Below are 12032 nucleotides of genomic sequence, written 5' to 3' on the forward strand. Positions count from 1 at the left end.
GGCGCCTGGCACGTACTGACAGTAGACGCCGCCCCTGCCTCGCTCAACACGGCGCGGGGCGAACGGATGGCATTGCTCACACCCGGTGCCGTGCGGGTGCGCGGAATGGCTCGCAGGAAGCAGATTTTGAGAGGATGGCCGTATGTCTCCGGTGCACACTCTTCCCCTCCAGCTGCGGTTCGGCGACGAGGATTCCTACGGCCACGTGAACAACGTCCGATTCCTCCAGTTCCTCGAGGACGCACGCGTTCTGCTGATGAGCCGGCCACAGCCGGGCGGATCCTTCCTGGACCTGATCGACCCTGACCAATACACGCTCGTGGGCCGCCAGGAGATCGAATACCGTGCGCCCCTGAACTTCAGCACGACGCCGGCCGGCGTCGATCTCTGGGTGACCGCGGTAGGAGGCTCCAGCTTCGACCTGGGCTACGCAGTCCGGGACCGCGTCGACACCGAAGGAAGCACCACCAGCGCGATCGCGGCGACCACCATGGTGCTCGTCAGCCGCAGCACGGGGCGGCCCGTGCGGCTGTCCGGGCCCCAGAAGGACATCCTCTCGTCCTGGGCGGGCCCGGCCGTCCCGTTCCGCCGCGCCCGCGGCAAGTAGGACCCATGGCATCCTCATCCCTGCGCTTCGCGGACTCCCCTTCGGTCGCGGACTTCCAGACGTTCACCGCCCGGGCCCGCGCGAATGACGACGGCGGCATGCGCCTGCTCACCGTCGGTCGCGTCCTCGCGGCGTACGTCTGCACCCTCCGCCCCACCATGCTGGGAGAAGCCGTCCCCACGGTGCTCGGGCTCCGGACCATGGCGCTCGACGGCGATGCCGACGTCGACGTCACCGTCTCGCTGGGCTCCGTCCTCGACAGGCTCGCGCGCATGCACGACGGCGACCTCGAGTTCCCCGTCCCTGCAGTGACGGTCACGGAGAACTGGGCAGGGATCCTTCCGCCGCGCTCCGGCTGGGCGCACGCCGGGACCGTTCCGTCGGATGCCCTGGAGCAGGCGGCGAAGGACGGCATCGGCGAGGTTGCCCGGAGCCTCCCTGAGCGTGCCGGTGCGCCGCTGGTGAGCAGTGCGCGCACGGCGGTCTGGGGACGTCCGCTGGCCGGCGTTCCCGGAGCGGTACCGGCGGGAGCCGCCTTCGGAGCTTTCAGCCTGGGATTCCTCGAGCCCGGCGCGGAGGCGACCGTTCACACCAATGGCCGCTGGTCCCGCCTCAGTACCGGCCGGGGCCACGTCCTGGTGCGTGCGGCTGCCATTCTCTGAGTCGCAGATCGGCATGGCGGGACGTCCGCCCACCGCGCAGAATGGGTTCATGGCGCACCGACGAGCGGCACTCGTCCTGGGTCTGGTGCTGACGTGTGCTGCTCTCGTTCTCGTCGTGCTGTACCCGCCGGCATTTGCCGCGTCCTTCTTCTCCCGGGAGCGGCTCGCAGCCGGCGCCGGCGGTCCGGTCCCGCCGCTTGACGAGCCACCCATCGTGCGCCTGGCGATCGCGGGGGACACCGGGACCGGAGACGCCGCCGAACACGTCACCGCCGATCGTATGGCCGCCGAAAGCCGGGAGGATCCCTATGATGCGCTGGTCCTGCTCGGTGACCTGATCTACGAGGACGGGGAGGCAGAGCTGACGGAAACCGTCGTCTCGGAGCCGTTCGCCCCGATCATCGACCGCGGTGCCGACCTTTTGCCCGTGCTGGGAAACCATGACTACGACAGCGGCGAACAACGACAGATCCTGGAACGCCTGGGCCACCAGGGCCCCTGGTACACCGAACAGGTGGGCCCGCTGCGGATCATCGTGCTGGATAGCACCCGCGTGGAGGACGAGGAACAGACGCGGTGGCTCCGCGCGACGCTGGCAGAGGTACAGCCCCCGGGAAGCTGGACGGTGGTCGCGATGCACCACCCGGCGTACTCCGCCGGCCGTCACGGGTCCAACCGGGCTGTTCGCGACGCGTGGAGTCCGCTGTTCGCCGCAGCGGGCGTGCCGCTGGTACTGGCGGGCCACGATCACGACTACCAGCGTTCGACACCCCAGGACGGCGTCACCTATGTCGTCTCGGGAGCGGGCGCGAAAGTGCGCCCGACCGGAAGCCGGGACTTTACCGCGGTGAGCAGTTCCACGCTGCACTACGTCGATCTACTGGTCTACGAGGAGCGTCTCGTGGGCAGGGCGATCGACCAGTCGGGCCGGCTCGTCGACAGCTTCACCATCGACCGGTGAGTCCACACGCAGCCTCTGGCACCGCACGCCGTGGCATCGGAACCGCTCCGGTACTCGGCGACCGAGTCGTGGCCGGAGCGGATCCTCAGTCGGCCGCGTTGACCATCGAGTGGGCGGCGCGGTCGAGGTAGTCCCACAGGGTGGCCTCGTGCAGGGGGGCGAGGCCGAGGGTGTCCACCGCGGCGCGCATGTGCTGGAGCCAGTGGTCCCTCGCCTGGGGTCCGACGCGGAACGGCATATGGCGCATGCGCAGCCTGGGGTGTCCGCGCTGCTCGCCGTACGTCTTCGGCCCGCCCCAGTACTGCTCGAGGAAGAGCAGCAGGCGCTCCTTCGCCGGTCCGAGGTCCTCCTCCGGATACATCGGCCGCAGGACGTCGTCGCCCGCGACCCCGTCATAGAAGGCGTCGACGAGCTTCACGAAGGTCGCGTGTCCGCCCACTGCCTCGTAGAAGTTGTCCGTGTACTGCGGCTGGGTGAAGCCCTGGCCGGCTGCGACGAGCCGTTCGACGGGCAGCGCACTCCTGGCGCCCGCGGCCTGCAGGGGAAGCTGTGCGCCGGCCGGGGCGGGGAGGCCGCCCTGCGGGCCCTCGCCGAGACGAGCGTCGCCGGAACGAGCGCCGCCTGGATCCTGCGCGTTCATGCGTGTCCCTCCACTGCCGCCGGAGCGGGCGTTGCCGGGTTCGACGGCGGTTCCACGTAGTCGCCCTGCGACCTGTTGCCGACCTTGGTGATGTCTCCGTTGCGGACGTACCAGATGGCCCCGTTCCCGTCGACCATGCGGGTGATCCGCAGGCCGAGCGACTGCACGACCCCTACCGTGTCACCGACCTCGATGGTGTCACCGATGCCGTACTGGTCCTCGATCGTGATGAAGAACCCGAGGAAGGCATCGCGGATCACTTCCCGGGCCCCGAAGCCGATCGCGATACCGACGATCCCGACACTGGCCAGGATGGGCCCGATGTTGAAGCCGAGCGACTCGATGGCCATGAGGACGGCGACGGTGGCGATGGTTACGGCGGCGATGCTCGAGATCAGGCCACCGATCGTCTCGGCCCGCTGTACGCGCCGCGCACTGTCGAACGGGCGGAGCGCGGGTTGCGCCCACTTGAAGTGCGGCTTCTTGAAGACGCTGTAGCCGTTCTGGACGCGTCTGACCGACCGCGCGATCAGGTAGCGGACCACGAGCCACAGGAGGAAGGCGGCGATCAGGATGATCACCGCAGCGAGGACCTGGCCGCCGTAGCCGAGGGAGGAAAGGAATGTCATGGTGTCGCTTTCATGCAGGCGCCGGGGGTTCCGCCGTGGTCGATCATCTGGCGGTCCTCGTGGATCGGGACCGGGAGCGCGGAGACGCCTTAACAGGCTACAGCGGACGGTCGCGCCCGCGGGCGACGAGCGGGGGCTACGACGTCGTGGAACCGGCCGACGTGGGCTCGTGATGGATCGGGAAATTCACCGACCGGGCGATGAAGCACAGCCGGTTCGCCTCGGCATGCAGCGAATCGGCCAGCGCGCCCTGCCCGGCGTCCTCCAGTTCCACGTGCGGACGCAGCAGGATGCCGGTGAATTCGCCGCTGCCGTCCCGGTTCAGCCGCAGGGTTCCGGTGGCGCTGTCCCGGTACCCCGTCACGACCACACCTGCCTTCACCGCGACGTGCAGGTAGGACAGCATGTGGCACTGCGCGACGGCGGTCAGCAGCAGCTGCTCGGGATTCCACCGGTCCCGCGACCCGTGGAACGTGGGGTCGGCCGTACCGGCGAGGGATCCGGGGCCCTCGACCTCGATCTCGTGGTCGCGGCTGTAGGACCGGTAGCCGGAGGTCCCCGAGCCGAGGTTGCCCGTCCAGCGGATCCGGGCCGAGTAGCTGTGCAGGTTCATGCTCCAAACCTAGTACCGGAGCGCTGCCGTCCCGATGCAGGAACGGGAAGATTCCTCCCGTTCCTGCAGCAGGCGGACTACCGGTCGGCGGCCTGTGCCTTCCGGGCGCGCTCGACGCCGTCCCGGCTTTCCAGGATGAGCCTCCGGAGCGAGGGGGAGGAGTCGCCGAGTGCTGCAAGGAAGGCGTCGGTCCGGTCCAGCGTGTCCTGGGTCGTCAGGAGCGAGGGGTAGAGGCCCACGACGATCTGCTGGGCGATCTCGTGCGTACGGGTGGCCCAGACGTCCTGGACCGAGGCGAAGTACCGCTCCACGAAGGGCTCGAGGAGGGAGCGGTCGTGGACGCGCGTGAAGCCCGCGATCATGGACCGCTGGGTGGCGTTCGGCAGGTCGGTCGACTCGACGAGGGCGGCCCATGCCGCCTCCTTGGCGGGCGCCGTCGGCAGGGCAGCCCGTGCCGCTGCTGCCGCGAGCGCTCCGGTCGCCGTCGAGTCGCGCGCCAGTTCGGCGTCGATCTGAGCCTCGCCGGCGCGGCCTCCCACGACCAGGCTGGTCAGCAGTTCCCACCGCAGGTCCTGGTCCACGGTGATGCCCTCCGGGACGCGCTCGCCGGCCAGCATCGCCTCGACGGTGTCCAGCTGGGACGCCGTCCGCGCGTGTGCCGAGAAGGCCCTCGTGAACTGCAGCTGCGCATCGGAGCCCGCGTCCGCGGCGAGGGCGAGGTCGAGGAGCCTGTCGGCGGCGGCGTCGGCCATTGCCTCGCGGTCCTCGGGACGGACGTAGAACGCGAGAGCGGAGGCGAGCTGCCGGAGCAGGACGAGGACGACGGACGAGTCCGATTCCGCGCCGATGTTCTGCAGCACCAGCTCCACGTAGTCCCGCGCGGGCGTCTCGCCGTCGCGCGCCGCGTCCCACGCCGAGGCGAGGACGAGCGTGCGGGGGAGGGAGTCCCGGAAGTCCTTCACGTGCAGCACGGAGGTCTTCAGGGAGGCCGGGTCGAGGCGGATCTTCGCGTAGGCGAGGTCGTCGTCGTTCAGCAGGACGAGCGCGGGCCGCGTGCGTCCCACGAGCTCCGGCACCTCGGTGCGTTCGCCGTCGACGTCGAGTTCGAGGCGGTGCGTGCGGACGAGGGCGCCCCCGTCCAGGTCGTAGAAACCGACGGCTAGGCGGTGCGGGCGGAGCGTGGGGAATGCCTCGATGGCCGTCTGCAGGATGGCGAACGAGGTGATGGTGCCGTCGTCGTCCGTCGTGAACTCGGGGCTCAGCGTGTTGACGCCGGCGGTCTCGAGCCACAGCGCCGACCACGCCTTCAGGTCGCGGCCGCTTGCGGCCTCGAGCTCCGACAGGAGGTCGACGAGTTCGGTGTTCTTCCACGAGTGCTTGGCGAAGTACTGGCGCACGCCCTCCATGAACCGGTCCTGGCCCACCCAGGCCACCAGTTGCTTCAGCACCGAGGCGCCCTTCGCATAGGTGATGCCGTCGAAGTTGACCTGGACGTCCTCGAGGTCGTTGATCTGCGCCACGATCGGGTGGGTGGAGGGCAGCTGGTCCTGGCGGTAGGCCCAGCCCTTCTCCAGAATCGCGAAGGTGGTCCACGCCTGCTCGAACTCCGTGGCCTCGGCGGCGGCAAGGGTGGACATGAACTCGGCGAAGGACTCGTTCAGCCACAGGTCGTTCCACCAGCGCATCGTCACGAGGTCGCCGAACCACATGTGGGCCAGTTCATGCAGGATCGTGATGGCACGTCGTTCGACGGTCGCGTCGGGCACGCGGGAACGGAACACATAGGTCTCGACGAAGGTGACAGCGCCCGCGTTCTCCATCGCGCCGGCATTGAACTCGGGGACGAACAGCTGGTCGTACTTCCCGAAGGGGTACGGCGTGCCGAACTGCTCCTCGTAGAACTCGAAGCCCTGCCGGGTCAGCGCGAAGATGTTCTCGGCATCCATGTACTGCATGAGCGACTTGCGGGCGAAGACACCCAAGGGGATGGTCCGTCCGTCGGAACTCGTGAGCTCGCTGCGGACGGACTGGTACGGGCCGGCGATGAGCGCGGTCACGTAGGAGGACATCGTCGGCGTGGGCTCGAAGTACCAGGTGGAGTTCCCGGCGCCCTCGGCCGGGCCGGCCGGCACGGGCTCGGGCGTGGGCATGTTGGAGATGACGTCCCAGTGCGACGGCGCGGTCACCGAGAAGCGGAACGTGGACTTCAGGTCGGGCTGCTCGAAGACGGCGAAGACCCGGCGCGAGTCGGGAACCTCGAACTGGGTGTAGAGGTAGACCTCGCCGTCGACGGGGTCGGTGAAGCGGTGGAGGCCTTCGCCGGTGTTCATGTAGAGCATGTCGGCCTCGACCACGAGGGTGTTGCTCGCGGCCAGCACGGGAAGCTGGACCCGCACGCCGTCGGCCACCTCCGCGGGGTCCAGTTCCACGCCGTTCAGTTCGACGCGGTGCACGGTGTCCGCCACGGCGTCGATGAACGTCGACGCGCCCTGCTCCGCAGCGAAGGAGACGACCGTCGTGGACCCGAACACGCGGTCGCCGCGCGTCAGGTCGAGGGTGACCTCGTAGGAGTGGACGGTGAGCAGATCGGCGCGTGTGCGTGCTTCGTCGCGCGTCAGGTTCAGACCGGGCAAGGATCGCCTCCAGGGTGGGTTGCGGGTACGCGCGCGGGACCGCGGCGATTCGTATTCTCTCACTCCGCCCCTCCTCCTCCGCCTGCCGGGCGTTCCGCGCCTCGTCGAGTCCCCGCCGGTCGGACTAGGCTGGGAAGGTCCTGCTCCGCGGACGTCCCCAGCCACCGCCGGTTCCTCCCGGCGCCACCCGAAGGAATCAATCGCCATGCGCGTCCACCTCGCCACCGACCACGCCGGCATGGAGCTGAGCGCCCACCTGCTTGCGCACCTCACAGCGGCAGGGCACGACGTCGTCGACCACGGCCCCACGTCCTACGATCCCGAGGACGACTACCCCTCCTTCTGCATCGACGCGGCACGCGCCGTCGTCGCCGACCGGGCGGCCGGCACCGAAGCGCTCGGCATCGTGCTCGGCGGGTCCGGGAACGGCGAGCAGATCGCGGCGAACAAGGTGCACGGGGTACGGGCAGCGCTCGCCTGGAACCTGGATACGGCGCGCCTCGCGCGGCAGCACAACGACGCGAACGTCATCGCCGTCGGCGGACGCCAGCACTCCGTGGAGGAGGCGACCGCCCTCATCGAGGCGTTCCTCGCCGAGCCGTTCAGCGGCGCCGAGCGGCACAGCCGCAGGATCGCGCAGATCGCGCGTTTCGAGGAGACGGGCAGCGTTGCCTGAGGGCCACTCGGTCCACCGGCTGGCGAAGCAGTTCACCTCCGTCTTCGCCGGCGAGAGGCTGGCGGTGTCCAGCCCGCAGGGACGCTTCGCCGCCGGAGCCGAGCAGCTCGACGGGGCCACCCTGCTCAGCGCGCTCGCCCATGGCAAGCAGCTCTTCCTGCGGTTCGACAACGACCGCGTGCTGCGCGTCCATCTGGGGCTGTACGGCGCGTGGAGCTTCGGGGGTGACGCGACGTTCCGCGGCGCCTCGAGTATCGGGGCACCACGGAGGATCGGGGAGTCGGAGCAGCCGTCCGGGAACGGCGATGCGCACGGAGGGTACGCAGGACCGCCCGAGCCCGTCGGAGCCGTGAGGGTCCGGCTCGTGTCCGCCCACGGCTGGGCGGACCTCCGGGGGCCCACGGCCTGCGAGGTCATCACCCCCGCGGAGGAAGCGGCAGTGCGCACCAGGCTTGGACCGGACCCGCTGCAGCCGCGGTCGGACGGCGGGCTCTTCGCACGCAGGATCCTGTCCAGCATCAGCCCCGTCGGCGTCCAGCTCATGAACCAGGCGGTCATCGCCGGCATCGGGAACGTCTACCGTGCGGAGGTGCTCTTCCTGCAGGGCATCTCTCCCTGGCGTCCGGGCAGGCAGCTCAGCGAGGACGAGGTGGCCGGCATCTGGGCGGACACCGTGCGGCTGATGAAGGACGGCGTCGGCGAGGGACGCATCATCACGACGACGGCGGAGGCGCGCGGCGGCCGGCCGAAGGCGTCCGCACCCCACTACGTCTACAAGCGCACGGGCGAGCCGTGCCGCCGCTGCGGGGCACCCGTCCTCACGGCGGAGATGGCGGCGCGCAACGTCTACTGGTGCCCGCAGTGCCAGGCCGACTGACGGCCGACGCTCCGTAGGATCCGGGGGCTTAAACGAAAATCACCCGGAGCAGTGTCCGGGTGATGCGGACCTGTCGGCCCGGGGGAGAGGGGATGACGGGAATCGAACCCGCGTAATCAGTTTGGAAGACTGAGGCTTTACCATTAAGCTACATCCCCGCTGGAGCGCCGTTCGGGGCCCCGTGGAACGCATATAACTACACCACAGCTGCCGCGCTATCGCCAAATGTGCGCGGTAGACGTAAAGGTGCGTAGACTGTCACTCGCACTTACGGGGTGTAGCTCAGCTTGGTAGAGCGCCTGCTTTGGGAGCAGGAAGTCGCAGGTTCAACTCCTGTCACCCCGACTCTGTCGTGTGATGAGGAAAGTGCCTCCGCTGCAGAACCAATCCCAATCATTTCAGGAGTCCTACGCTGTGAAGAGCGCTGTTGAAACCCTTTCCCCCACCCGGGTGAAGCTGAACGTCGAGGTCCCCTTCGAGGAACTGAAGCCCAGCATCGACGAGGCCTACAAGACCATCGCCACCCAGGTCCAGGTTCCAGGGTTCCGCAAGGGCAAGGTTCCCCAGCAGCTCATCGACCAGCGCGTCGGCCGGGGCTACGTCATCGAGACCGCGATCAATGACGGCCTGAACGGGTTCTACCAGAGCGCCGTCCAGGAGACGGGCATCCGTCCCCTCAGCCGTCCCGAGGTCGAGATCACCGAGGTCCCGGATCCCGCCAAGAAGGACGGCCAGCTCACCTTCACCGTCGAGCTGGACATCCGCCCCGAGGTCGAGCTCCCCGACTACAAGGGCATCGAGGTCACCGTCGAGCCCGTCGAGGCATCCGACGAGGACATCGAGAAGGCGATGGACGAGCTCCGCGGACGCTTCGGCACGCTGGCCGCCGTCGACCGCCCCGCCAAGGACGGCGACTTCCTCACCATCGACCTGACCGCGTCCGTCGACGGCGAAGAGGTCGACTCGGCGCAGGACCTGTCCTACCAGATCGGTTCCGGCACCATGCTCGAGGGTATGGACGAGGCCGTCACGGGTCTGTCCACCGATGAGAGCGCGACCTTCGAGACCAAGCTGGCAGGCGGCGAGCACGCCGGCGCGGACGCTCAGGTCACCGTCCAGGTCAAGGCCGTCAAGGAGCGCGAGCTCCCCGAGGTGAACGACGAGTTCGCTCAGCTCGCCTCCGAGTTCGACACCGCCGAGGAGCTCCGTGCTGACCTCGCGAAGCAGGCCTCCGAGTCCAAGCTCATGGACCAGGGCGTCGAGGCACGCGACAAGGTGCTCGACAAGCTCGTCGAGCTCGTCGCCGTACCGGTTCCCGAGAGCGTCGTGGAGGAGCAGCTGGAGCAGCACTTCAATGGCGAGAACGCCCACAGCGCCGGTGAGGACCACGACACCGAGGAGCACCGCTCCGAGATCCGCACCAACACGGAGCGCGCCTTCCAGAACGAGGTCATCCTCGACGCCGTCGCCGAGAAGGAAGAGGTCGGTGTCAGCCAGAGCGAGCTGATCGACTACATCGTCTCCACCGCGGGCCAGTACGGCATGGAGCCCAACCAGTTCGCCCAGATGCTCGACTCGAGCGGCCAGGTTCCGATGATCGTCGGAGAGGTCCGCCGCCGCAAGGCGCTGGCCAAGGTCCTCGAGTACGCGACCGTCACGGACACCAACGGTGCCGCGATCGACCTCACCGAATTCGTCCGCCCTGCGGGCGACGAGGACGAGACGATCAACGTCGACGACGTCGAGACCGAGCAGGACGTCGCCGAGGACATCGAGGCCACGGAAGCCGGGACCACCGAGTCCGGCGCCGGCGAGTCCGAGGTCACCGAGCCCGAGGTTGCTGAGTCCGAGGTCACCGAGGAAACGGTGTCCGAGGAGGAGCCGGCAGAGGCTCCGAAGGCCGCCGCACCGAAGAAGACCAAGAAGAAGGCAAGCGCCGAGTAGCTTGTCCCAGCAGCGCAGACAGCGGTGCCGCAGCCTCCGGGCAGCGGCACCGCTGCCGCGTTAAGCACGGAATTCCGGGTCGGGCAGGGCCGATGCCGCGGGCCGTCGGGATGCCGGGCGGAGGGTGCACGGCGCCTGTTCGTCGGCCGCCCGGGTATCGCCCGGGCACCGTGCGCCGTCAGCGAACAGTTGCGCGAGCGGGACGAAATCAGCTGCGGAGCGGGTTAGTGTCCAAGGAGAGACAAACGGACGGGTCGGCCGAACTGGAGCGGCCCGCCAGAGTGAGAGGTTAACGTTCATGGCAACCGAACCAAGCACCCCGAGCATGGCCGGACCCGAAGCGGCCGGTCGCGACGAGTACATCTACAACAGGCTCCTCAAGGAGCGCATCATCTGGCTCGGTTCCGAGGTCCGTGACGACAACGCGAACGCCATCTGCTCGCAGCTCCTGCTGCTGTCGGCGGAGGACCCCGAGCGTGACATCTACCTCTACATCAACTCGCCCGGCGGCTCGGTCACCGCGGGCATGGCGATCTACGACACGATGCAGTTCATCCCGAACGACGTCGTGACGGTCGCGACGGGGCTGGCAGCCTCCATGGGCCAGTTCCTGCTGTCCTCGGGCACGAAGGGCAAGCGCTACGCGACCCCCCACGCCCGCATCCTCATGCACCAGCCCTCCGGCGGCATCGGCGGCACGGCCACCGACATCCGCATCCAGGCGGAGCTGATCCTCCACATGAAGCGGGTCATGGCGGAACTGACGGCGGAGCAGACGGGCCAGACCGTCGAGAGGATCCTGAAGGACAACGACCGCGACAAGTGGTTCACGGCCCAGGAAGCGCTCGACTACGGCTTCTTCGACCACATCTCGGCGCACTCGGGCTCTGTCTCCGGTGGCGGCGGAACCGACCAGACGTCCTAGTCCGCAGCAGCCCACACTCCGACCAGTCGTCCTACAGGAGACACCATGAACCACGATTTCCAGGCAGCAGCGGGATCCAAGGCGCAGAACCTCCCGACCAGCCGCTACATCCTTCCCCAGTTCGAAGAGCGCACGCCGTACGGCTTCAAGCGCCAGGACCCCTACACGAAGCTGTTCGAGGACCGCATCATCTTCCTCGGCACGCAGGTCGACGACGCCTCCGCGGATGATGTCATGGCCCAGCTGCTGGTCCTCGAGTCCACGGACCCCGAGCGCGACATCACGCTGTACATCAACTCGCCCGGTGGCTCCTTCACCGCGATGACGGCGATCTACGACACCATGCAGTTCATCCGGCCCGAGGTCCAGACCGTGTGCCTCGGCCAGGCTGCAAGCGCCGCCGCAGTCCTGCTCGCTGCCGGCGCCCCCGGCAAGCGGCTGGCACTGCCGAACGCCCGCGTCCTGATCCACCAGCCTGCCCTCTCCGGCGGACAGGGTGGGCAGGCTTCGGACCTGGAGATCCAGGCCAACGAGGTCATGCGCATGAGGACCTGGCTCGAGGACACGCTCGCCCTGCATTCGGGCCGTTCCTCGGAGCAGGTCAACCTCGACATCGAGCGTGACAAGATCCTCACCGCCGCCGACGCCGTCGAGTACGGCCTGGTGGACGAGGTCCTCAACTCCCGCAAGATCACCCCGGTCAAGATCAACACCCCGTAAGCGGCAGGCGTCATCCGTGGTTCCCGGAACCCTCGGATGACGCCGTCCAGGTCGGGATCCGCCCGTGGCGCCGTGAGGCACCACGGGCATTTTGATACTGGCTACCACGGGCATGTGGCCTAGAGTGGTGGTAGCAATCGCGAAA

At 68.5% G+C, this 12032-nt stretch carries 12 protein-coding genes and 2 tRNA genes; 9 read left to right on the top strand and 5 right to left on the bottom strand.

The annotated features are described in order from the left end of the window. Positions 1 to 142: 142 nt before the first annotated feature. Genes P5G52_RS10835 through P5G52_RS10845 form a run of 3 tightly spaced genes read left to right on the top strand, consistent with a single transcriptional unit; the run spans position 143 to position 2230 of the window. Positions 143 to 607 carry an acyl-CoA thioesterase gene (locus tag P5G52_RS10835; protein WP_301227275.1) on the top strand — a complete coding sequence of 155 codons (465 nt, stop codon included), beginning with the start codon at positions 143 to 145 and terminating at the stop codon, positions 605 to 607. 5 nt (positions 608 to 612) lie between these two features. Beyond that, positions 613 to 1269, top strand: coding sequence for a DUF8185 domain-containing protein (locus tag P5G52_RS10840; protein WP_301227276.1), 657 nt, complete (start codon positions 613 to 615; stop codon positions 1267 to 1269). Positions 1270 to 1318: 49 nt separating this feature from the next. After that, the gene (locus tag P5G52_RS10845) at positions 1319 to 2230 is read left to right on the top strand and encodes a metallophosphoesterase family protein (RefSeq protein WP_301227278.1); all 912 of its coding nucleotides are present in this window, start codon (positions 1319 to 1321) and stop codon (positions 2228 to 2230) included. An 85-nt stretch (positions 2231 to 2315) separates the two neighbouring features. On the opposite strand, the gene P5G52_RS10850 is transcribed toward P5G52_RS10845, so the two are convergent. The 4 genes from P5G52_RS10850 to pepN form a co-directional block, all read right to left on the bottom strand. Continuing rightward, the gene (locus P5G52_RS10850; RefSeq protein ID WP_363321906.1) at positions 2316 to 2744 is read right to left on the bottom strand and encodes a globin; all 429 of its coding nucleotides are present in this window, start codon (positions 2742 to 2744) and stop codon (positions 2316 to 2318) included. A gap of 122 nt (positions 2745 to 2866) precedes the next feature. After that, entirely contained in the window at positions 2867 to 3499 is a 633-nt protein-coding gene (locus P5G52_RS10855) for a mechanosensitive ion channel family protein (protein WP_301227282.1), read from the bottom strand. Between the two features lie 136 nt (positions 3500 to 3635). Next, positions 3636 to 4112, bottom strand: coding sequence for an OsmC family protein (locus tag P5G52_RS10860; protein ID WP_301227284.1), 477 nt, complete (start codon positions 4110 to 4112; stop codon positions 3636 to 3638). A 77-nt stretch (positions 4113 to 4189) separates the two neighbouring features. Beyond that, a complete protein-coding gene (gene pepN / locus P5G52_RS10865) occupies positions 4190 to 6745 on the bottom strand; it encodes an aminopeptidase N (RefSeq protein WP_301227286.1) in 2556 nt (851 codons plus the stop codon). A 205-nt stretch (positions 6746 to 6950) separates the two neighbouring features. Here pepN and P5G52_RS10870 point away from each other — a divergent pair, with 205 nt between their 5' ends. Together P5G52_RS10870 and P5G52_RS10875 are read left to right on the top strand one after the other, a co-directional pair. After that, the gene (locus P5G52_RS10870; RefSeq protein ID WP_087075901.1) at positions 6951 to 7421 is read left to right on the top strand and encodes a ribose-5-phosphate isomerase; all 471 of its coding nucleotides are present in this window, start codon (positions 6951 to 6953) and stop codon (positions 7419 to 7421) included. Then, positions 7414 to 8298, top strand: a complete 885-nt coding sequence (locus P5G52_RS10875; RefSeq protein ID WP_301227290.1) for an Fpg/Nei family DNA glycosylase — start codon at positions 7414 to 7416, stop codon at positions 8296 to 8298. Before P5G52_RS10870 ends, P5G52_RS10875 begins: the two co-directional genes overlap by 8 nt. An 87-nt stretch (positions 8299 to 8385) precedes the next feature. On the opposite strand, the gene P5G52_RS10880 is transcribed toward P5G52_RS10875, so the two are convergent. Next, positions 8386 to 8456, bottom strand: a tRNA-Gly gene (locus P5G52_RS10880). 113 nt (positions 8457 to 8569) lie between these two features. On the opposite strand from P5G52_RS10880, the gene P5G52_RS10885 reads away from it, so the two are divergent. The 4 genes from P5G52_RS10885 to P5G52_RS10900 all read left to right on the top strand — a co-directional run bounded on the left by P5G52_RS10885 (position 8570) and on the right by P5G52_RS10900 (position 11887). Then, positions 8570 to 8643, top strand: a tRNA-Pro gene (locus P5G52_RS10885). Positions 8644 to 8712: 69 nt separating this feature from the next. Next, on the top strand, positions 8713 to 10242 hold the full coding sequence (gene tig / locus P5G52_RS10890) for a trigger factor (RefSeq protein WP_301227292.1): 1530 nt from the start codon (positions 8713 to 8715) through the stop codon (positions 10240 to 10242). Between the two features lie 298 nt (positions 10243 to 10540). Then, positions 10541 to 11167, top strand: coding sequence for an ATP-dependent Clp protease proteolytic subunit (locus P5G52_RS10895; RefSeq protein WP_435868666.1), 627 nt, complete (start codon positions 10541 to 10543; stop codon positions 11165 to 11167). Positions 11168 to 11212: 45 nt separating this feature from the next. Then, a complete protein-coding gene (locus P5G52_RS10900; protein ID WP_087075895.1) occupies positions 11213 to 11887 on the top strand; it encodes an ATP-dependent Clp protease proteolytic subunit in 675 nt (224 codons plus the stop codon). Positions 11888 to 12032 lie beyond the last annotated feature (145 nt).

The sequence above is a fragment of the Arthrobacter burdickii genome (assembly GCF_030433645.1).
GTDB classification, from domain to species: domain Bacteria; phylum Actinomycetota; class Actinomycetes; order Actinomycetales; family Micrococcaceae; genus Arthrobacter_D; species Arthrobacter_D burdickii.